The sequence below is a fragment of the Amycolatopsis sp. lyj-112 genome (assembly GCF_046549055.1).
In the GTDB taxonomy this organism is placed as follows: Bacteria; Actinomycetota; Actinomycetes; order Mycobacteriales; family Pseudonocardiaceae; genus Amycolatopsis.
The window spans coordinates 617,576-637,892 of the sequence record NZ_JAJPWS010000003.1; the positions used below are offsets into that span (position 1 = coordinate 617,576).

23 protein-coding genes are annotated in these 20,317 nt (G+C 69.0%); 8 read left to right on the top strand and 15 right to left on the bottom strand.

From position 1 onward, the window contains the following. Nucleotides 1-75: 75 nt before the first annotated feature. A complete protein-coding gene (gene menD, locus ACLJRL_RS14990) occupies nt 76-1,761 on the bottom strand; it encodes a 2-succinyl-5-enolpyruvyl-6-hydroxy-3-cyclohexene-1-carboxylic-acid synthase (protein WP_410656729.1) in 1,686 nt (561 codons plus the stop codon). Nucleotides 1,762-1,818: 57 nt separating this feature from the next. Here menD and ACLJRL_RS14995 point away from each other — a divergent pair, with 57 nt between their 5' ends. From ACLJRL_RS14995 to ACLJRL_RS15010, 4 genes are all read left to right on the top strand, one after another. After that, nucleotides 1,819-2,742: a 1,4-dihydroxy-2-naphthoyl-CoA synthase gene (locus ACLJRL_RS14995; RefSeq protein ID WP_410656730.1), complete on the top strand. Its 924-nt coding sequence runs from the start codon at nt 1,819-1,821 to the stop codon at nt 2,740-2,742. Between the two features lie 99 nt (nt 2,743-2,841). After that, on the top strand, nt 2,842-3,966 hold the full coding sequence (menE, locus tag ACLJRL_RS15000; protein WP_410656731.1) for an o-succinylbenzoate--CoA ligase: 1,125 nt from the start codon (nt 2,842-2,844) through the stop codon (nt 3,964-3,966). A 63-nt stretch (nt 3,967-4,029) separates the two neighbouring features. After that, entirely contained in the window at nt 4,030-4,188 is a 159-nt protein-coding gene (locus ACLJRL_RS15005; protein ID WP_162836880.1) for a hypothetical protein, read from the top strand. Between the two features lie 104 nt (nt 4,189-4,292). Next, nucleotides 4,293-5,162 (top strand): 1,4-dihydroxy-2-naphthoate polyprenyltransferase, encoded by an 870-nt coding sequence (locus ACLJRL_RS15010; RefSeq protein ID WP_410656732.1) that lies wholly within the window; start codon nt 4,293-4,295, stop codon nt 5,160-5,162. Between the two features lie 495 nt (nt 5,163-5,657). Here ACLJRL_RS15010 and ACLJRL_RS15015 read toward each other — a convergent pair whose 3' ends face one another. The 3 genes from ACLJRL_RS15015 to ACLJRL_RS15025 are packed head-to-tail and all read right to left on the bottom strand — an operon-like array spanning nt 5,658 to nt 7,515. Beyond that, nucleotides 5,658-6,740 carry a PLP-dependent cysteine synthase family protein gene (locus ACLJRL_RS15015; protein WP_410656733.1) on the bottom strand — a complete coding sequence of 361 codons (1,083 nt, stop codon included), beginning with the start codon at nt 6,738-6,740 and terminating at the stop codon, nt 5,658-5,660. After that, nucleotides 6,737-7,030 carry a DUF4229 domain-containing protein gene (locus ACLJRL_RS15020; protein WP_410656734.1) on the bottom strand — a complete coding sequence of 98 codons (294 nt, stop codon included), beginning with the start codon at nt 7,028-7,030 and terminating at the stop codon, nt 6,737-6,739. Before ACLJRL_RS15020 ends, ACLJRL_RS15015 begins: the two co-directional genes overlap by 4 nt. 11 nt (nt 7,031-7,041) lie before the next feature. Beyond that, complete coding sequence (locus tag ACLJRL_RS15025; RefSeq protein ID WP_410656735.1) at nt 7,042-7,515, bottom strand: Lrp/AsnC family transcriptional regulator; 474 nt, start codon at nt 7,513-7,515, stop codon at nt 7,042-7,044. 248 nt (nt 7,516-7,763) lie between these two features. Here ACLJRL_RS15025 and ACLJRL_RS15030 point away from each other — a divergent pair, with 248 nt between their 5' ends. Then, complete coding sequence (locus ACLJRL_RS15030) at nt 7,764-7,976, top strand: BldC family transcriptional regulator (RefSeq protein ID WP_410656736.1); 213 nt, start codon at nt 7,764-7,766, stop codon at nt 7,974-7,976. 160 nt (nt 7,977-8,136) lie between these two features. Further along, complete coding sequence (locus tag ACLJRL_RS15035; protein ID WP_410656737.1) at nt 8,137-8,319, top strand: hypothetical protein; 183 nt, start codon at nt 8,137-8,139, stop codon at nt 8,317-8,319. On the opposite strand, the gene ACLJRL_RS15040 is transcribed toward ACLJRL_RS15035, so the two are convergent. The 7 genes from ACLJRL_RS15040 to hemL form a co-directional block, all read right to left on the bottom strand. After that, entirely contained in the window at nt 8,316-9,707 is a 1,392-nt protein-coding gene (locus ACLJRL_RS15040) for a MinD/ParA family protein (RefSeq protein WP_410656738.1), read from the bottom strand. The genes ACLJRL_RS15035 and ACLJRL_RS15040 overlap by 4 nt on opposite strands. Before the next feature lie 79 nt (nt 9,708-9,786). Beyond that, nucleotides 9,787-10,758, bottom strand: coding sequence for a c-type cytochrome biogenesis protein CcsB (gene ccsB / locus ACLJRL_RS15045; RefSeq protein ID WP_410656739.1), 972 nt, complete (start codon nt 10,756-10,758; stop codon nt 9,787-9,789). Nucleotides 10,759-10,763: 5 nt separating this feature from the next. Beyond that, nucleotides 10,764-12,365, bottom strand: coding sequence for a cytochrome c biogenesis protein ResB (locus ACLJRL_RS15050; RefSeq protein ID WP_410656740.1), 1,602 nt, complete (start codon nt 12,363-12,365; stop codon nt 10,764-10,766). Beyond that, entirely contained in the window at nt 12,362-13,135 is a 774-nt protein-coding gene (locus tag ACLJRL_RS15055; protein ID WP_410656741.1) for a cytochrome c biogenesis CcdA family protein, read from the bottom strand. Before ACLJRL_RS15055 ends, ACLJRL_RS15050 begins: the two co-directional genes overlap by 4 nt. Before the next feature lie 172 nt (nt 13,136-13,307). Then, nucleotides 13,308-13,889: a TlpA family protein disulfide reductase gene (locus tag ACLJRL_RS15060; protein ID WP_410656742.1), complete on the bottom strand. Its 582-nt coding sequence runs from the start codon at nt 13,887-13,889 to the stop codon at nt 13,308-13,310. Next, nucleotides 13,886-14,518, bottom strand: a complete 633-nt coding sequence (locus ACLJRL_RS15065) for a histidine phosphatase family protein (protein WP_410656743.1) — start codon at nt 14,516-14,518, stop codon at nt 13,886-13,888. Before ACLJRL_RS15065 ends, ACLJRL_RS15060 begins: the two co-directional genes overlap by 4 nt. Continuing rightward, nucleotides 14,515-15,819, bottom strand: coding sequence for a glutamate-1-semialdehyde 2,1-aminomutase (gene hemL, locus ACLJRL_RS15070; RefSeq protein WP_410656744.1), 1,305 nt, complete (start codon nt 15,817-15,819; stop codon nt 14,515-14,517). The genes ACLJRL_RS15065 and hemL overlap by 4 nt, the downstream gene beginning before the upstream one ends. Nucleotides 15,820-15,940: 121 nt before the next feature. Here hemL and ACLJRL_RS15075 point away from each other — a divergent pair, with 121 nt between their 5' ends. Further along, nucleotides 15,941-16,432: a tryptophan-rich sensory protein gene (locus tag ACLJRL_RS15075; RefSeq protein WP_410656745.1), complete on the top strand. Its 492-nt coding sequence runs from the start codon at nt 15,941-15,943 to the stop codon at nt 16,430-16,432. A gap of 6 nt (nt 16,433-16,438) precedes the next feature. Here the strand turns inward: ACLJRL_RS15075 and ACLJRL_RS15080 are convergent, their stop codons facing one another. The 4 genes from ACLJRL_RS15080 to hemB are packed head-to-tail and all read right to left on the bottom strand — an operon-like array spanning nt 16,439 to nt 18,798. Continuing rightward, nucleotides 16,439-16,816 carry a hypothetical protein gene (locus ACLJRL_RS15080; RefSeq protein WP_410656746.1) on the bottom strand — a complete coding sequence of 126 codons (378 nt, stop codon included), beginning with the start codon at nt 16,814-16,816 and terminating at the stop codon, nt 16,439-16,441. Then, nucleotides 16,794-17,246 (bottom strand): hypothetical protein, encoded by a 453-nt coding sequence (locus ACLJRL_RS15085; RefSeq protein WP_410656747.1) that lies wholly within the window; start codon nt 17,244-17,246, stop codon nt 16,794-16,796. Before ACLJRL_RS15085 ends, ACLJRL_RS15080 begins: the two co-directional genes overlap by 23 nt. Next, complete coding sequence (locus ACLJRL_RS15090) at nt 17,243-17,794, bottom strand: hypothetical protein (protein WP_410656748.1); 552 nt, start codon at nt 17,792-17,794, stop codon at nt 17,243-17,245. Before ACLJRL_RS15090 ends, ACLJRL_RS15085 begins: the two co-directional genes overlap by 4 nt. Before the next feature lie 32 nt (nt 17,795-17,826). After that, the gene (gene hemB, locus ACLJRL_RS15095; RefSeq protein WP_410656749.1) at nt 17,827-18,798 is read right to left on the bottom strand and encodes a porphobilinogen synthase; all 972 of its coding nucleotides are present in this window, start codon (nt 18,796-18,798) and stop codon (nt 17,827-17,829) included. Between the two features lie 149 nt (nt 18,799-18,947). Between hemB and ACLJRL_RS15100 the strand changes: the two genes are divergently transcribed. Then, nucleotides 18,948-20,234, top strand: a complete 1,287-nt coding sequence (locus ACLJRL_RS15100) for an Nramp family divalent metal transporter (RefSeq protein WP_410656750.1) — start codon at nt 18,948-18,950, stop codon at nt 20,232-20,234. Nucleotides 20,235-20,317: the final 83 nt, after the last annotated feature.

A 20,317-nucleotide genomic window follows, 5' to 3' on the forward strand; every position in this document is an offset into this window, starting at 1 on the left:
AACGTAGCCAGGTGATCACCGGCCAGACACGTCCGAAGGAGGGGTTCTTACCTGCTGGACTGAGACGGAAATCCGCTAGACAGCGCGCACCGCGGAGGAAACCGCCGTACGGAGTCGCGCGTGCAGCTCGCGATGGCGCGTCCGGTCCACCCGGACCTCCACCACTCGCAGACCCGGCCCGGGCTTCAAAGCCGCCCGGAACTCGGTGAGCGTCTCCGCGACGACGTGCGGGACCCGGTAGCCCGCGCACAGCGCGCCGAGATCGGCACCGTGCGGCGTGCCGAAGACCCGCTCGAAGCTCGCGTTGTGCTCCGGCGCACCCTGCTCCAGCAGCGAGAAGATGCCGCCACCGTCGTCGTTGAGCACCACGATCGTCAGGTCGGGGCGCTGCTCGGCGGGACCGGTCAGCAGGCCGCTCGCGTCGTGCAGGAAGGTCAGGTCGCCGAGCAGGGCGTACGAATGTCCCCTGTGGACGGTCGCGGCGCCGATCGCGGTCGAGACCATGCCGTCGATCCCGGCGACGCCGCGGTTGCGGTGCACCAGGACGTCCGGCCGCAGCCGTCCGGCCAGGGCGACGTCGCGGGTCGGGTTGGACGAGCCGACGACCAGCAGCGACCCCTCCGGGACGGCGTCGATCAGCTCGGAGGCCAGGCGCAGCCCACTCGGCCACGGTTCGGCGGCCAGCGCTTCGGCCACCGCCGCCGACGCCGCCTTGTCCGCGCGCTGCCAGCTGGCGAGCCACTCCGGGTCAGAAGGCTTGGTCGGCTCGTCGAACCACTGGCCGACCTGGCGGACGTTGTGCGCGGGCGCGGGCCAGTCCGAATCGGGCCGGACCAGCAGGACCTCGACGTCGGGATCGGACAGGACCCGCTGGACCTGCCGGAACACCGTCGGACGGCCGATGCACAGGACCTGTTCGGGCTTGTGCCGCGAGATGAACTCCTCGACACCGAGCAGCCAGGCTCCGGACGAGATCGCGGTCGCCCCGGCCAGCCCGATGCCGCCGGTCTCGGAGACCACCGGCCAGCCGTGCAGCTCCGCCCACTCGCTGGCGGCCTGCACTCCGGTGTCGCACGCGATCACCAGGCCCGAGCGGGCCGAAGGAACCACGAACGAGGGAAGCGCGCCGAAGTCGGGCAGCTCCGTCCAACGGGCGCCGTCGGGACGCCCTTCGAGTGACTCGTACCACTCGTCGTCATCGGCGCCGCCGGAGACGTCGGGCACGAGCGGCTCGCGGAACGGGATGTTCAGGTGCACCGGCCCGCAGCGCCATTCGCCGTACGCGGCGTTCCAGGCGCGGCAGATCTGGCTGCGCCAGTACGAGTTCTGCCCGGCGCGGCGCTCGGCGACGGCCAGCTCGTCGAAGTAGCGGATCGCGTCGCCGTAGAGCTGGTGCTGGTTGATGACCTGGCTCGCGCCCGCGGCCCGCAGCTCGGGCGGACGGTCGGCGGTGAGCACGATCAGCGGGACGCCGGCGCGGTCGGCCTCCAGCACGGCGGGGTGGAAGTTCGCGGCCGCGGTGCCCGACGTGCACAGCAGGGCCACCGGGCGACCGGTGCGCGCGGCGATGCCGAGGGCGAGGAACGCGGCGCCGCGTTCGTCGATGCGGACGTGCAGCTGCAGGCGTCCGGCGGCCGCCGCGTCGTAGAGCGCGATCGACAGCGGGGCGTTGCGTGAGCCAGGACAGAGCACGACATGGGAAACGGTGTTGCGAACGAGCTCGTCGACGATGACCCTGGCCTGCGCGGTGGAAGGATTCACCGGCAGACCTCGGGTTTCACACTACGACTCACGGCCACACGTCCTATTCTCCCAAACGTGGATGACGCCCAGGTTTCCGAGCTGTTCGACCCCGCCTTGTGGACTGAGGTCGAAGGTTTCGACTTCACCGACATCACCTATCACCGCTCCTCTGAGAGCCGCTCAGGCAAACGCGTCGTGCGTATCGCGTTCGACCGTCCCGAGGTCCGCAACGCCTTCCGTCCGCACACCGTCGACGAGCTCTACCGCGCGCTCGACCACGCGCGGATGAGCTCGGACGTCGGCTGCGTCCTGCTCACCGGGAACGGCCCGTCGCCGAAGGACGGCGGCTGGGCGTTCTGTTCCGGTGGTGACCAGCGTATTCGCGGACGCTCCGGGTATCAGTACGCGGATGGGGAGACCTCCGACACGATCGATCCGGCCAGGGCCGGACGGCTGCACATCCTGGAGGTCCAACGGCTGATCAGATTCATGCCGAAGGTGGTCATCGCCGTCGTCCCGGGGTGGGCCGCGGGCGGCGGGCACTCGCTGCACGTGGTGTGCGACCTCACGCTCGCCTCGGCCGAGCACGCACGCTTCAAGCAGACCGACGCCGACGTCGGCTCGTTCGACGGCGGCTACGGCTCGGCGTATCTGGCCAAGCAGGTCGGGCAGAAGTTCGCGCGGGAGATCTTCTTCCTCGGCCGCGAGTACACGGCCGAGCGGATGCAGGCGATGGGCGCGGTCAACTCCGCCGTCCCGCACGCGGACCTCGAGACCGAGGCGCTGGACTGGGCGTGGGCGATCAACGGCAAGTCGCCGACGGCGCAGCGGATGCTGAAGTACGCGTTCAACCTCACCGACGACGGCCTGGTCGGCCAGCAGCTCTTCGCCGGCGAGACCACTCGACTGGCGTACATGCAGGACGAAGCCGTCGAAGGCCGTGACTCTTTCCTGGAGAAGCGAGCCCCCGACTGGTCCGCTTTCCCGTATTACTACTGATTACCCGCAATTAGTCCTCTAGTCGCGGTAGTTGCGTGCGCAACGATCGCCACTAGAGGACTAAACGCGATCCGGCGGCCGGGCGATTAGGGTCGGGGGATGCGTGCGGTGGAGGTGGACGGAGGGCCGGGGTCGGTCGCCGAACTGACCGAGGCCCTGGCCGGCGCGCTCGCGGGCGGGCCGGCGGTCCTCCCCTACGCCTCGGAGACCCTGCGGGACGCGATGGAGCCGTCGCGTCCCGCCGAGCCCGGGACGGCGGTGATCATCGCCACCTCCGGGTCTACCGGCGAACCCAAGGGCGTCCTGCTCTCGGCCGCCGCGCTGGCCGCGTCCGCGCACGCCACCCACGCGCGTCTCGGCGGCCCGGGCCACTGGCTGCTCGCGACACCGGCGCAGTACATCGGCGGGCTGCAGGTGCTCGTCCGCTCGCTGCTGGCCGGGACGACGCCCGTCGTGCTGCACGCCTCCGGTTTCCGGCCGGACGACTTCGCCGAGGCCGCCGCGCCGCTGCTCGCGCTCGACGGACCTCGCTACACCGCGCTCGTCCCGACTCAGCTCGGCCGGCTGCTCGATGCCGGCGGGCCGGGACTGGCCGCGGCCCGCGCGTTCGACGCGATCGTCGTCGGCGCCGCGGCGACCACCACGGAACTACGGGAGCGCGCCGCCGAAGCGGGCGTGAAGATCGTTCCCGCCTACGGCATGAGCGAGACCGCCAGCGGGTGCGTGTACGACGGCGTACCGCTGGATGGAGTACACGTCGACCTCGAAGACGAGCGGGTCTGTATCACGGGAGAGGTAGTCGCGCATGGCTACCGGCTGCGACCCGACCTGACCGCGGAGTCCTTCGACGGTGGCAAGTTCCGCACGTCCGATCGCGGCCGGCTGTCACCTGAAGGCCGTCTGGAGATCCTCGGGCGGATCGACGACATGATCAACACCGGCGGTGTGAAGGTGGCCGCCGCGGCCGTCGAGCGGATCTTGACCGCACAGCCCGGAATCCGCGACGCGTGCGTGGTCGGAGTACCTGATCCCGAATGGGGCGAGGCGGTCGTCGCACTCGTCGTCGGCGCTGGTTGCGACGTCGATTCCCTGCGCGCCGCGTGCCGCGAGGAGGCCGGTGCGGCGGCCGCGCCGAAGCGGGTCGAATTCACCGAAGAACTCCCCTTGCGGGGCCCCGGAAAGGTCGATAGGACGGCTGTCCGGAACCTCCTACTAAGGTCGTGAATTCTCCACCGATTACTGGGACGTTGTTGACACAAACCTTACCCGCGGGTTTACGTCTTAAGCATGACGCGCTGGACACGCACCGTATTGGCCTGCACCGCCGTCACGATGGGGCTGGTCGCTTTGGCCGGGCCCGCGCTGGCGGACGAACCGGAAACAGCCGTACCGAACAGCGGAACGCTGACCTGGACCCTGGAAGACACCATCGACGATCTGAAGTAACGCGACCAGTCCTCTACTTGCGGTGTCTCGGGCACCGCAAGTAGAGGACTGGTTGCGAGTATCCCCACGTACCGGCCGGTAGTCGCCAGGGCCAGAATGGCGGTATGGCGACTGCTGGTGAATGGATCGAAGGGGCGCGCCCGCGGACGCTGCCCAACGCGGTGGCGCCGGTGGTCGCCGGAGTCGGCGCGGCCGTCGCGCTCGACGGCTTCTCGTGGGAACGCTCGCTCCTCGCCCTGCTGGTCTCGCTGGCGCTGATCGTCGGCGTGAACTACGCCAACGACTACTCCGACGGCATCCGCGGCACCGACGAAAACCGCGTCGGTCCGCTGCGGCTGGTCGGCTCCGGAGTCGCGAAGCCGAAGGCCGTTCTGGTGGCCGCGCTGGCGGCTCTCGGGCTCGCCGGGATCCTCGGCCTCCTGCTCGTGGCGCTGAGCGGGCTTTGGTGGCTGCTGGCCATGGGCGCCGTCTGCATCCTCGGCGCCTGGTTCTACACCGGCGGCAAGAAGCCTTACGGCTACTACGGTTTCGGCGAGATCGCGGTCTTCGTCTTCTTCGGGCTCGCCGGCGTGCTGGGCACTGTGTACGTCCAAGCCGGACAGCTCAGCTGGACGGCGTTCGGCTGCGCGGTCGCGGTCGGCTCGTTCTCGACCGGCGTGCTGACGGCCAACAACCTCCGCGACATCCCGACCGACATCGAGTCCGGCAAGCGCACGCTCGCCACCCGGATCGGCGACAAGGGCACCCGGCGGCTCTACCTGGCGCTCGTCGCCGTCCCGTACGTCGTCAGTGTGCTGCTCGCCTTCGTGACGCCGTGGGCGCTGCTGGGCCTGCTGACCGCACCGCTGCTGCTGAAGTCGGTCAAGGCCGTCGGCGGCGGCGAACAGGGCCGGGCACTCATCCCGGCGTTGCGGGACACCGGTTTCGCGACGCTCGGCTGGGCGATCCTGACCGCCGTCGCGCTGGCCCTCTGAAGCTGGCTGAACGGTCCGTTCATCCCTTGGGTTTCCCGCTTCGGACCACCGCCCGTGCCGGTCGAGCGACCGACTGACCGCTACTTGTGGCCGCGGCGATAGCAAAGGTCCCTTGCTCTTTTGGTGATCCCGCGATCCTGAGGTACCGCTCGTCCATGGTCGCGGTCGTGAGTGATTCGGGTCGTTCTAACGACCCAAATCACTCACGAGTCCGTGCCATGCGAAACCGCCGCCTCCCCGGACGTGACCGGACGGACGACACGTGTGACTGAGCGGACGACACCTGTGACTGGACGGACGACACACCCGCGGCCGGGCTTCCACCCCGTGTCGTCCCTCTGAACACGCTCGCCGTCCGCCTGGACACGCGTGTCGTCTCTCCAATCACGCGAAACCGCCGCCTGCGCACCGGCCAGCAGAACCGCCACCCGACGTAGGCACCTCAAACCCGCCCCAGACCTCACGTGACCCCGCGGCACTCGCCGGAAAGCCCCTCTAGACCTCCGGAGCGAACTTTCCGCTCGCCAGGAACTCCTGGAAAATCTCCTGGTAAGGCGCGATGTCGATGTTCTTCTGCGCCAGCCAGTCGTCGTTGTAGTACGTGTTGGCGTACCGCTCGCCGCCGTCGCACAGCAGTGTGACGACGCTGCCCGCCTGCCCCTCGGCGAGCATCCGCGAGATCAGCACGAACGTGCCGTAGAGGTTCGTGCCGGTCGATCCGCCCGCCCAGTGCCCGGTGCGCTCGCGCAGCAGCCGGATGGCGGCCAGCGATCCGGCGTCCGGTACCTGCAGCATCTCGTCGATCACGCCGGGCACGAACGACGGCTCGACTCGCGGCCGCCCGATCCCTTCGATCCGCGAAGGCATCCCGGTCGCGTAGTCGAGGGCGCCGGTCTCCCAGGCGCCGTAGAAGGATGAGTTCTCCGGGTCGACGACGCCGATCTTCGTGGTGTGCCGCTTGTAGCGCACGTACCGGCCGAAGGTGGCGCTCGTCCCGCCGGTGCCGGCGCCGACGACGATCCATGTCGGCACGGGGTGCCGCTCGGACTGCATCTGCGCGTAGACCGACTCGGCGATGTTGTTGTTCCCGCGCCAGTCCGTCGCACGCTCGGCGTAGGTGAACTGGTCGAGGTAGTGGCCGTTGCACTCGGAGGCGAGCCGCTCGGCCTCCGGGTACATGTCCGGCGCCCGGTCGACGTAGTGACACTCGCCGCCGTAGAACTCGATGAGCGCGATCTTCTCCGGCGAGGTGCTCCGCGGCACGACGGTGATGAACCGCAGCCCGAGCATCCGCGCGAAGTACGCCTCGGACACCGCCGTCGAGCCGCTGGAGGCCTCGACGAGCACGGTGTTCGAGCCGATCTGCCCGTTCACCAGGCCGTACAGGAACAGCGACCGGGCGAGCCGGTGCTTGAGCGAGCCGGTCGGGTGGACGGACTCGTCCTTCAGGTAGAGGTCGATGCCCCAGTCCGCGGGCAGCGGGAAGACGTGCAGGTGCGTGTCGGCGCTGCGGTTCGCGTCGGCCTCGATGATGCGGACGGCCTCGCGGACCCAGCTCCGGCTGTGCAGCCGGCTCACGCCGCCCCGTCCGCCCGGTCGCCGCGCAGCTGGGCACGCAGATCCGCACGGGCGCGAGCACGCTTTTCGTTGCGCCGGGCGAGCCCCTCGGTCACGCGCGCGTTGAGCGGGCGGAACAGGAGCAGGCCCAGCGGCAGCCCCACGATCAGCCCGATCAGCAGCGAAACCAGCAGCGGGACGTTGACCAGCAGCAACCCGCCCGCGACGACACCGACCAGGACGAACCTGGCCAGGACGTAAAGCGTCAGGTCACGAGGCAGGTGATAGGCGGTTTCCGGCGTATCGCTCACATCAACGGAGGCTACGCGCCGCCGTCGCGGCCGTTGTCCAGACCCGCGTTGTTGGGCCTGCCCTCAAAACGGGTGGAGAGCACGACCGTGGTGTTGGTCCGGCCGACGCCGGGGATCCGCCGCAGCCGGTTGAGCGCCCGTTCCAGGTCGTCGACGGTCGCCACCCGCACCTTGACGACGAACGCTTCGTCACCGGCGACGGCGTAGCAGCTTTCGACCTCGTCCAGGGCTCCGAGCGCCGCCGCGACGTCGTCTTCACTGGCGGTGTCGGTGGGGTGGATGCCGACCAGCGCCGTCACCCCGAGTCCGACCATGCTCGGGTCGACCATGGCGTGGTAGCCGGTGATGACACCGGAGGCTTCGAGTTTGCCGACCCGCTCGTGCACCGATGACGCTGAGAGTCCGACCGATCGGCCGAGGTCGGCGTAGGTAGCCCGGCCGTTCTCCCGCAATGCCGCGATGATCTTCCGATCCACCTGGTCCACCGCTACACCTTAGGGGCCACGAAGCGATTCGCATGACCAGGGCGCGTTTTCGTACGTCTGTGACAAGACTTGCGGTCCCGGTGACTCATGTCGCGGTTGTCGGTTTTGACCTTTAAGGGCTCTTTACTCTTGGACAACCGTTCGAGTACCTGACGGGTGAGATGCAACGATTGCCCTGTTGGCTACCCGGCACGACGGGCACAAGGTCCGCCTCCGGTTTAGCAGTGAAGCCGTGAAGGAGGCGGAAAATGACCGCGACGATGAGCGGAAGGTTGCTCACCCCCGGTGAAGTGGCGGCCCTGTTCCGGGTCGACCCCAAGACCGTGACCCGCTGGGCGACCGCGGGCCGGATCGGCTCGATCCGCACTCCCGGCGGACACCGGCGGTTCCGCGAGGCCGAGGTGAACGAACTCCTCGCCGAGTTGACGACCGACGCGAGCGAGCCCACCCGCAAGGTCTGACCACGCATTCCCTGGGCTCGGCCGTCAAAGAGGGACTCCGGTGACGAAGGGCGCATAATGGCCCTTCGTCACATTGGGGTATCCGTGCGGCCCCTCGCGCACGGCAAAGAGGCTAACCTCGTGGGATCGAGGAACGTCCTCCATGTGGAAGGGACCGAGCATGATCTATCTGCTCGCGGCCATCGGAGCGCTCACCATCGCCGTTGTGTTGTGGCGCGCGTTCGGGATCGAGCGGGTCGGAGTGCCCTCGTCACGGCCGACACTGGCCCCGGACGACGACCCAGACTTCCTGCGCAAGCTCGGCGAGCAGCAGCGCAAGAGTAAAGACGAGGACAAGGACTAAGGCTGGACCTGCCGGTACTGCTGACCGCCGAAGCCGTCGGCGACCGTGGCCGCCAGTTCCAGCAGCGCCAGCCGGGTATCGGCGTCGAGCCGGTCCAGTTCGATCTCGGCGCCCTCTTCCAGGTGCGGGTCGAACGGGATCCGGCAGACCGCCCGGACCCGTGCGCCGAAGTGCGCGGAGAGCTTGTCGAGGTCGACGGAGCCACCCTTCGGCCGCACCGAGTTGATCACCGCGACGGACCGTTTGACCAGGTCGCCGTAGCCGTGAGCCTCGAGCCAGTCGAGCGTCGCCGAAGCACTGCGCGCCCCGTCGACGGATCCTGAAGAAACCACCACGAGCGCGTCGGCGCCGTCGAGGACACCCTTCATCGCCGAGTGCATCAAACCGGTCCCGCAGTCGGTGAGCACGATGTTGTAGAAGTGCTCCAGCAGGTTGACCGTGCGCCGGTAGTCCTCTTCGGAGAACGCCTCCGAAACCGCCGGATCCTGCTCGCTGGCGAGGATCTCGAGCCGGCTCCCGCCCTGCGAGGTGTACGAGCGGACGTCGCTGTACCGGGTGATCTTGTCCGCGTCCCGCAGCAGGTGCCGCACGGTCGCGGTGGTTTCGATGGGGATCTTCTGCGACAGCGTCCCGCGGTCCGGGTTCGCGTCGACGGCGACGACCCGGTCACCGCGCAGCGACGCGAACGTCGAGCCCAGCGTGGTCGTCGTGGTGGTCTTGCCGACGCCGCCCTTGAGGCTCAGCATCGCGATCTTGTAGCACCCGCGCAGCGGTTGGTTGATCTGCGCGATCAGTTCACGCTTGCGGGTGTCGGCCGGGCTCTCCCCCGGGTTGACGAGCTTGCCGGTGCCCACGTAGAGCGCCTTGCGCCAGCCCGACTGCGGCTTGCGTTTCTGCGGCTTGACCAGGCTCGCGGTGGCGAGTTCGTCGGGCAGCGCGTGCCGGCCCTGCGGCTGCGGCAGTCCCGGCGGACCGGGCTGCTGGACCGGCTGCTGCTGCGGAGCGAAAGGCTGCTGCGGCTGGTACTGGGGTTGCTGAGGCTGTTGCGGCGGCTGCTGCTGTTGAGGCTGCAGCGGAGGCAGGTTCTGGTCGTAGGGCTGCTGATACTGACCCTGCGACGGCTGCGGCAGCGGCGGCTGTTGCTGGGCCGGCTGCTGCTGGGCCGGCTGGACAGGCTGCTGCTGCGCGTACTGGCCCTGCTGCGGGTACTCGGCCTGCTGCGCGTACTGAGGAGGCTGCACGGCCTGCGTCGGCTCCGATTCGAACCCGCCACCCGCGTTCGGGTGCGGCGCCGAGTCCGTCCTGTCCTCGGAGAACAATTCCGAGGGCGGCACGCTCTCGGCGGGTTCAGGGAGGCCAGGAGCCGATTCTTCACTGGGTCCGGTCACCGCTGAATTCCTCCTCCGCGCACGTCTTCCCCCATTACCTCAGTGTGGACGGTAGTCGGCGCGCGCGCAGCGGTTCCGGTCAGCCCCCGGCGTAGGAGTGCAGTCCCGAGGTCACCAGGTTCACGAAGAAGAGGTTGAAGACCGTCGCGGAGAACCCGACGATGTTGATGATCGCGGCCCGCTTCCCGCGCCAGCCCGCGGTGGCGCGGGAGTGGAGGTAGGCGGCGTAGACGACCCACGCGACGAACGCGACGGTCTCCTTGGGGTCCCAGCCCCAGAACCGGCCCCAGGCCGCCTCGGCCCATACGGCGCCGCACAGCACGCCGAAGGTGAAGACCGGGAAGGCGAAGATAGTGGTGCGGTAGGCGATGCGGTCGAGGACGTCCGCGGTGGGCAGCTTCGGGCCGAACTTGGGGAACTTGGCCGGGTTGTCGTCGTGGGCGGAACGGAAGAGGTAAAGGACGCTCGCGACGCCGGGCACCAGGAACACGCCCGAGCCGATGATGGCCGCCGACACGTGGATGATCAGCCAGTACGACTGCAGCGCGGGCTGTACCGGCGCGGCGGTCGTGTACAGCATGGTGCCGTTGATGAACATCAGGATCACGACGGGCGTGAGCAGGAAGCCGGTGAGGTGGCGGACCGGGAACTTCCGCAGGATGACGATCCAGGTGAGGACCGCGATGAAGGTCGTGGCCATGCCGTACTCGTACATATTGCCCCACGGCGCGCGGTGCACGGCGAGCCCGCGCAGCACGATCGCGGCCAGGTGCAGCAGCGCGGCGAGCACCAGCAGCGCGGCGCCCATCCGGCCGATCCGCTCGGCGCGGCCGACCGCGCGCGGGGGCTCCGCGGGAGACACGGTCGTCACCGACGGCCCGCCGACGCCGACCAGTTCGCGGACGCGCTGCTTACTGCGCTCCGCCGCCAGGCGACCCTTCGCACCGAAACCCTGCTCGAACAGGGTGAACATCAGCGCGAGGACGTAGATCGCCGTCGCGGTCGTGTAGGAGTAGTCGCTGTACTGGGACAGCGTCTCGTTGATCGGCATGACCTCTAATTGCCTCTCTGCCCCTGGACCAGCTTCTCGCTGATCCGCTGGAACTCTTCGCCGTAGCCCGCCTGATCGGTGCGCGCCAGCCCGGCGACCTCGATCACGGTACCCGTCTCACCCTCACGCGCCGGGGTCACCCGCACCCACACTCGACGCCGTTTGACCAGCAGCGATCCCGCCAGCCCGAGCAGCATCGCGACCGCGCAGCCGAGCACCCAGCCCTGCACGGGATCGTGCGAGACCTGGATGGCGACCCATTCCTGGACGCCGTCGAAGCGGACCTTCGTGCCGTCGTCCAGCACGGTCTCCTGGCCCTGGTCCAGGTTCTGGCGGGTGAGCTTCTTGAGCCTGCCGTCCGCGACGAGCGACTGGTCGATCTGGAAGATCGACTGCCCGCGGCCGGCGTCGAGCCCGAGGTCGCCGCGGTAGATGTCGACGGCCACCGCCGGCTTGTTCGCCTCCGGCCGCGACGACGTCAGCACGTTGCCGTGCAGGAACGCGGTCGGGGCGAGCAGACCGGTGATCGCCAGCTGCCGGGTGCGGCGCTCGATCGGGTCGGTGATGCCGGGCTGGTCGATCTTCGACGCGCCTTCGGACAGCTTCGTCGGCTCGTCGGCGGGACGCCACGGAGTGATGTTGTTCCGTACCGTGCCGTCCGGGAAGGTGACCGTGAACTTCGGGGAGTAGCCGAAGTTCAGCAGGTAGACGCGGTCCCCGGCGGTGCGCAGCGGCGAGTTGACCTCGAGCCCGTATGGCTTCCACACGCCCGTCTGCAGGTCTTCGCCGGACTGGTACTCCAAGTTGGAGTGGTAGAAGTTCGCCTGCCCGCTCTCGGTGTAGCGCGCTTCGAAGTCCTTCAGCCTGATGCAGAAGGGATTCAGGTCGGTGCCGTCGACGCGCAGCCCGGCGTTGAAGGAGTCGTAGCCGAGGATGCCGGAGTTGCACCACTGGCTGTTGTCGGCCTGGACGATGACCTGGCCTTCGTAGCCGAAGAGCTTGCCCAGCGCGAAGAAGATGATGAGGCCGAGCATCCCGAAGTGGAAGACGAGGTTGCCGGTCTCGCGAAGGAACCCGCGCTCGGCGGAGATGCTTCGCGCGCCATCGGCCTCTTCGCGCTCGACGCGGCGCCAGCCGGACAGAAGCTTGTGGGTGTCCTCCATGACCGTCTCGGGCGTCCGGTCGGTCGTGGTGGACACGTGGTGCGGCATCCGCGCGAGCTTGCGCGGGGTGAGCACCGGCTTCGCGCGCATCGCCTTGGCGTATTCGAGACTGCGCGGCGCGAGACAGCCGATGAGCGAGATCATCAGCAGGAGGTAGATCGCGGAGAACCACACACTGCCGTAGGCCTCGAAGAACTGCGTACGTTCGAGGAGTTCGCCCCACCAGCCGTGCGCGGCGATGTACTCGTCGGTCTTGGCGGCGTTGAGGTTCCGCTGCGGCAGCAGGGCGCCGGGCATCGCGGCGAGCGCGAGCAGGAACAGCAGCACCAGCGCGGTGCGCATCGACGTCAACCCGCGCCAGGTGTTGCGCAGGAAGGCGAAGACGCGCTTCAGCGGTGTCTGGCGGTATTCCTTCTTCGGCGACGGTGTTTCGGTGGTGGTCACAAGGGCAGCCTGAGGTCGTTCACGAGGGAATTCCTGATCCAGCCGATCATGTCGCCCCACAGCCCGGTCACCAGCAGGATGCCGACGATCATCAGCAGGACGCCGCCGAAGATCTGCACCTGACGGCCGTGGCGGCGCAGCCAGTCCGTCGCGCGGACGGCCCAGCGGGCACCGAACGCGATGAGAAGGAACGGGAGACCGAGGCCGAGGCAGTAGATCAGGATCAGCACGTACCCGCGCACGGCCGCTCCGCCGGTGGCGCTCGCCATCGAGGTGACCGCGGACAGCGTCGGCCCGATGCACGGCGTCCAGCCGAGCCCGAACACCGCGCCCAGCACCGGCGCGCCCCACAGTCCGCCGCGCGGCACGTGATGCGAACGGAACTCGCGCTGCAACCCGGGGATCCAGCCGAGGAACACCAGCGCCATCGCGATCGTCAGCACACCGCCGAGGCGCTGGAGGAGGTCCATGTTGAGCTGGACGGTGTCGGCGATCCACACCAGTGTCCCCAGCGTCGCCACGAAGACCACGGTGAACCCGAGCACGAACAACGCGGCCGCGCCGACGACGGCGTAGCGGCCCTTCTTGCGCTCCTCGCCCGCGCTGACCGCGGGGGCGTCCGCACCGACCAGCGCCGCCAGGTACGCGAGATACCCGGGCACCAGCGGGACGACGCACGGGGACGCGAAGGAGATCGTCCCGGCCAGCAGCGCGACACCCGCGGCGAGCAGCAGCGGCCCGGAGAGCGCCAGCTCGGTAACGGAGTTCACGCAGCTGAGCGTAGGCAGTGTGGTCGAGGTGAAAACGCCGGGGCGCCCTGAACGGGACCTACGTCGCACCCACTTAGGACGTTGGTCCTGTCCCGCTTTCCGCGTTTCGTCCTCTAAGGGCGGTAGTTGCACACGCAAGTACCGCAACTAGAGGACGAAACGCGGGAAGCGGTCAGGCGGGTTCGGCGACCAGGCGTTGGACGACCGGAAGCAGGTCGGAAGCCAGCAGGTCCCGCAGGTAGACGGCGGCGACGCGGTGCTGTTTGTCCAGCACGATCGTCGACGGGATGATGTTGCGCGGGTAGCCCGAGAGCTGCAGCAGCGTCCGCCCCGACGGGTCGTAGATCGACGGGTAGGTCAGCTTCCGGTCGCGCATGAAGTCCTGCGCCGGTGCCCGGTCGTTGTCCCGCAGGTCGATGCCGACCACCTCGACGCCGGACGCCTTCGTCTGTTCGTAGACCTTCTGCATCTCCGGCGCCTCGACACGGCACGGCCCGCACCACTGGCCCCACAGGTTCAGCACGATGACCTTGCCGGGGAAGTCGGCGATCGAAAGCTGCTTGCCCTCGTTCATCAGGTCGTCGCCGGACAGCGGTGGCGACTGCTGGCGGTCCGCGACGTCGTAGGTGATGTCGACCTTCCCGCCCGGCGACACGAAGTTGAACGTGCCGCCCGTGACGACGGCGTCCTTGCCGGTGGTGCAGCCCGTGACGACGAGCGCCAGCAGGAGAACGGCCGCCACGAGCCGCTTCATGCGCCGGTCACCTTCGGGTCGGTCGTGCCGGCGGGCTCGCTGTAGACGATCCGCACGAGTTCCTCGCCCTCGAAGACCAGGCTGGTCAGCGAAGCGAGCGAGCACTGCCGGACGCGCGGGTCGTGCCAGAGCCGCTTCGCCTCCAGGAACCGCCGCACGGTCCAGATCGGCAGCTGGTGCGAGACGCACAGCGCCTCGTGTCCCTCGGCGGCCTGGCGGGCCCGGTAGATCGCGCCCAGCATGCGGTGCGCGATCTCGACGTACGGCTCGCCCCAAGACGGCCGGAACGGGTTGACCAGCTTCGGCCAGTGCTTCGGCTGGCGCAGCGCGCCGTCGCCGACGGCGACCCTCTCCCCCTCGAACTGGTTGTCCGCCTCGATGAGCCGGTCGTCGGTGTCGACGTCGAGCCGGTGCGCGGCGGCGATCGGGGCGGCGGTCTCCTGCGCGCGCTGAAGCGGCGACGCGATGACGCGCACGATGTCGTGCTTCGCGACGGCTTCGGCGACCGTCAGCGCCTGGCGCTGTCCGCGGTCGGAGAGCTTGAAGCCGGGCAGACGGCCGTAGAGGATCTTGTCCGGGTTGTGCACCTCACCGTGGCGGAGCAGGTGAACGATCGTCGTCTCGCTCATGCCTGGACCGCCTCGGCGGCGGCGCGAGCGGCCACGCTCAGCGCGGACTCGATGATCTCGAACTCGGCGTCGCCCATGGCCGCGTTGACGAACCACGCCTCGTACGCGCTCGGCGGCGCGTACACGCCGTTGTCCAGCAGGGCGTGGAAGAACGCCGGGAACCGCCACGTCTCGGCGGCCTGCGCGCCCGGGTAGTTCGTCACCGGGCTGTCGCTGAAGAACACGCTGACCAGGTTTCCCGCGTACTGCACGGTGTGCGTGACACCGGCCTCGGTCAGCGACCGGCCGAACAGGTCGCCGAGCCGCTTCGCGTTGGCGTCGAGGGCCGCGTACACGGCGTCGTCGGCCGCGCGCAGCGTCGCGAGCCCGGTGGCGACGGCGACGGGATTCCCCGACAGCGTCCCAGCCTGATAGACCGGCCCCATCGGGGCCAGCTTCGCCATGATGTCGGCGCGTCCGCCGAAGGCCGCGGCGGGCAGCCCGCCGGACATCACCTTGCCGAAGGTGTACAGGTCACCGGCGACGCCTTCGAGGCCGAACCAGCCCGCCTTGGAGACGCGGAAGCCGGTCATCACCTCGTCCATGATCAGCAGGGCGCCGTGCTCGTGCGCGATCTCCTTGAGCCCCGCGTTGAACCCCTCGTGCGGGGCGACCGCGCCCATGTTGCCCGCGGCCGCTTCGGTGATGATCGCCGCGACCGAGTCCGGGTTGTCCACAAAGGACTTCCGGACCGCGTCGAGGTCGTTGTAGGGCAGGACGATCGTGTCCGCCGCCTGCGCGCCGGTGACGCCGGGCGAAGTCGGGAGACCGAGCGTCGCGACGCCGGAGCCCGCTTCGGCGAGCAGCGCGTCGACATGGCCGTGGTAACAGCCCGCGAACTTGATGATCTTCGGACGGCCGGTGAATCCCCTGGCCAGCCGGATCGCGCTCATCGTCGCCTCGGTACCCGAGTTGACCAGGCGGATCTGCTCCACCGGCTCGACGCGCCCGATGATCTCCTCGGCCAGTTCGACCTCGCCGCGGGTCGGCGTACCGAACGACAGCCCGTGGACCGCCGCTTCCCGCGCCGCGGCGACGACGTCCGGATGCGCGTGCCCGAGGATCATCGGCCCCCACGAGGAGACCAGGTCGACATAGCGGTTGTCGTCGGCGTCCCAGAGATACGGACCCTCGCCTCGCACCATGAAGCGCGGGGTGCCGCCGACGGAGTTGAAGGCCCGCACCGGGGAGTTCACCCCACCCGGGACCACGGCCTTCGCTCGTTCGAACCATGCCTTGGACTGATCGACTCCGGTAGTCACGTCCCCCAGTCTCGCAAATACCCGAGGACACCCGCCGCCGAGTCCTCGCGGTTACGGGCGCGGCGTGACCCGTCCCACTAGGGTGGGATCACTCCCGTCGAAACCTCGCGGAGGAATCCACGTGTCCACGGTGCCTTCCCGGCCGACCCACCACCGGCGCCTGCGCTGGCAGGCGCTGGCCGGATTCCTCGCCCTGTCGGCGATCGTCGGGGCGGTCGCCGCGCTGGCCGTGGCCACTCGCTCGGAGGCCCACAACCTGCTGGCCCGCCCGTCGTGGGCGCCGCCGAGCGGGCTCTACGGTCCGGTGTGGACGGCGATGCTCCTGCTGCTCGCCGTCGCGGGCTGGTGCTACTGGCGGACCGACGGCGAAACCCGCGGCTTCGCCTTCTACGGCGTCTGCCTGCTGCTCACCCTGCTGTGGACGCCGCTGTTCTTCGCCGGCGGCGCGCATGTGCTGGCGCTGGCCGACGTCGTCGTGCTGGACCTCGTGGTGCTGGTCACGATGGGGGCCTTCGGGCGTCGGTCGAAGCTCGCGGCCTGGCTGCTCGTGCCGTACCTGCTGTGGCTGCTGTTCTCGACCGCGGTCAACGCCGCCGTCGTCTGGCTCAACTAGACGGCGCTAGTCCTTGGGTTTGGGCTTGCGCGCCTTGGTCCGGACGGCGAGCAGGAACTGGCGGATCGCGTCCACCACGAGGATCGCGGCCAGCACGCCCAGCCCGATGGCGCCGGCGAGCGGGCCGCCGAAGTTGCGCTGCGATTCGAGCGTCGTTTCGCCGTAGGTGATCCGGACCGGGACGACGCCGGCCTTCCAGCAAGCGAAGACACCCCAGATGGCGAACGCGGCCAGGATCAGCTCGACGGCGCCCACCACGGCGCGCAGGGGTTTGTGCAGCCGGGGCGACGGCCGGGCGTCCTCCGGTGGCCACAGATCGGCGCCGGTCGGCTGGGGAAGGTCGATCACAATGAGCAGCTTCTCATGACTCTGTGGTGCGAGCACGCACCAAACCCTGGAGAGCCTCACTCAAGGCGTCCGGATCCTTGGCCCACGCGCGGACGAAGACGCCGTCGTCGAGCTTCAGCCCGACTTCGTCGTACTTCTTGGGGACCGTATAGCCGCCGCCGAGGACCCGTGCGCCGACCGGCGCCTCGTCTTCGAGGACCTCGGCGATCCGGGCCGCCTCCAGGGTTTCCCGGCCCTGCCGGAAGCCCTCGGCGGTGACCTCCAGCGAGAGGTAGCGGCGCCGGGCGTACACCCACGGCACGGTGATCAGCACCAGCCCGGCGGCGACCAGGATCCAGGCCAGCCAGTGCACGGGACCACCGGTGGTCAGTTCCGCGAGCGCGCCCGCGAGGGCGAACAGCGGCGCCCACACCAGCGCCGTCCAGCCGACACCGGGCTCGCCGTAGAGGGCCGGCTCAGGCGTCATGGCAGTTCGCGCCCGACCTTCGGGAAATGGTTCGCGACGCTGGGGAGGTACATCAGGAGCAGCGCGATCGCGACCAGCAGCGTGGCCAGCAACAGGAACAGGTTGAGCGCGCCGCGGAAGAACAGCAGCTCCACCAGCACCAGGAAGATCGCTCCGACGGTCAGCACGGTCCTGGCCGAACGTGTCCCCTCGCGGGCCTTGTAGGCGAACAACGCGAACAGGACGGCGAAGGTGACCGCGCCGCCGAGCAGGAGCCAGAGCAGCGTCTCCAGCCCGCCCGCGACCTGCGCCGGGTCGACCGGCTGCCCGGGAACCGGGTTCTCCTTGATCTGCTTCAGGACCCCGTCGATCAGTTCCTGCTTCATGACCAGGAGGGTGACCTGCCCGGCCACCAGGACGACGCCGGCCGCGACCCAGAGCCAGAAGGAGAGGGCGACCGGTGTCGGCACGGTGATCGCCGGCGGCTTCTGTCCCGGCAGGATCGGGTCGGGAGCCATCCCCCGGACGCGGCGCTCGTCGTCGGTCTCGTCCGCTGTGCTGTCGCTCACGCGGGGCAGCCTACGTGAAGGCCGCTCACGAGTCAGTCGAGCCAGGCGGCGGCTTCGGCGGCCCAGTAGGTGAGGGTCATGTCCGCGCCCGCGCGGCGGATCGACGTGAGCACCTCGAGGATCGTGCGCTCGCGGTCGAGCCAGCCGTTCGCCGCGGCGGCCTCGACCATCGCGTACTCGCCCGAGATGTTGTACGCCGCCACGGGGACCGGCGAAGCCTCGGCGGCCGCCTTGATGACGTCCAAATAGGACAGTGCGGGCTTGACCATGATCATGTCCGCGCCCTCGGCGATGTCCAGCTCGATCTCGCGCAGCGCTTCGCGCGCGTTGCCCGAGTCCTGCTGGTAGGTCTTGCGGTCGCCCTTCAGCTGCGAATCGACGGCCTCGCGGAAGGGCCCGTAGAACGCGCTGGCGAACTTCGCCGAGTAGGCGAGGATCCCGGTGTCGGTGTGCCCGGCGCGGTCGAGCGCGGCGCGGATGACGCCGACCTGGCCGTCCATCATCCCGCTGGGCCCGAGCAGGTGCGCCCCCGCTTCCGCCTGCGCCACGCCCATTTCCGCGTACACGCGCAGCGTCGCGTCGTTGTCGACACCGCCCTCGGCGTCGAGGACGCCGCAGTGACCGTGGTCGGTGAACTCGTCGAGACAGGTGTCGGCCATCAGGACCGTCGAGTCGCCGAGTTCGGCCCGGAGGTCGCGCAGGGCGACGTTGAGGATGCCGTTCGGGTCGACGCCGCCGGAGCCTTCGGCGTCGCGGTTCTTCGGGATGCCGAACAGCATGAGGCCGCCGACACCGGCGTTGACCGCGTCGACGGCGGCTTTGCGCAGCGTGTCGCGGGTGTGCTGGACGACCCCGGGCATGCTCGAGATCGGGCGGGGCGTGTCGATGCCCTCGGCCACGAACATCGGGAGGATCAGCTGACGCGGGCGCAGCGTCGTCTCACCGACCAGCCTGCGCATGGCCGGAGTGGTACGAAGCCTGCGGGGACGATGCTCAGGAAACACGCTTACGACGGTACTCCGGCCCGCTTGAGAACTGGTTTCAGGCGCGATGAACGGACGATTGGTCCGGTCGAGCGACGTTCCCTAAGGGACGGTTAAGAGTCGCCTTTGCCCGGTTCGTCCTCGCTGTGATCCGGGTTACATTGCCCCGCATGTCGAGCTCAACGGTGACCGACCAACTGGAAGAACCGCCCGTCGGCTGGCGCGCACGGCTGCGCCAGGTCGGGCCAGGGATCATGGCCGCGGCGACCGGCGTCGGCGCGGGCGACCTCGTCGCCACGATGGTGGCCGGATCGCGCTTCGGGTACACGCTGCTGTGGGCGGTGCTCGTCGGGACGATCTTCAAACTCGCGCTGGCCGAAGCGGTCGGCCGCTGGCATCTGACGTCGGGCCGGACGATCCTCTCCGGCTGGCGCTCGCTGGGCATGTGGGCGCTCATCTACTTCGGGATCTACGCGGTGATCTGGGGGTTCGTCTACGGCGCGACGGCGATGTCGGCGTCGGGACTGCCGCTCAACGCGCTCTTCCCCGCGATTTCGGTGCGGTACTGGGCGATGATCTGCGGCCTGCTGGGCTTCGCGCTGGTGTGGTTCGGCCGCTACGCGATCCTCGAGAAGTTGATGACCGTGCTGGTCGGCGTCATGTTCATCACCGTCGTCGGGACCGCGATCCTCGTCGTGCCGAACTTCGCCGCGCTGGGCAAGGGCGCCATCCCGACGCTGCCCGACGGCTCGCTCGTCTACGTCCTCGGCCTGGTCGGCGGCGTCGGCGGCACGATCACCATGGCGGCCTACGGCTACTGGACCCTCGCGAAGGGCTGGCGTTCGTCGAAATGGCTTTCGATGATGCGCACCGACAACGCGGTCGGGTACATCATGACCGGGATCTTCGTGATCGCGATGCTGATCGTCGGCGCGGAACTGCTGGTGGGCCAGAAGATCATCTCCGGCGACAAGGGACTGCTGTTCCTCGGCGACACCCTCGCCGCCGACTACGGGCAGTGGGCGCGGATCCCGTTCCTCATCGGCTTCTTCGCGGTTTCGTTCACGTCGGTGATCGGCGTCTGGCACGGCGTGAGCCTGCTCTTCGCGGACTGGTGGCGCATCCTGCGGCTGCCCGCGAATGAGAACGAAAGCCTTGAGACGTACGAGAAGAAGGCCGGCGAACGCAGCACCGCCTACCGGGGTTACGTGCTGTGGCTGACTTTTCCGCCGATGGCGTTGCTGTTCCTCGATCAGCCGTTCCAGCTCACCGTGATCTACGGCGTGCTGGGCTCGTTGTTCATGCCGTTCCTCGCGGCGACGTTGCTGGTGATGCTCAATACGTCACGGGTCCCGCGCGACGGACGGTCGAGCTGGCTTTCGAACGGCCTGCTGGGCCTTTGTCTCGCGATGTTCGCCTACCTCGCCTACAACGAGGTCGTGAAGTTCTTCAGTTGAGCCCCGGGGGCCCGCCCCGCCACGCAATTCGTCCTCTAGTTGCGGTACTTGCACGCGCAACTACCGCAACTAGAGGACGAAAC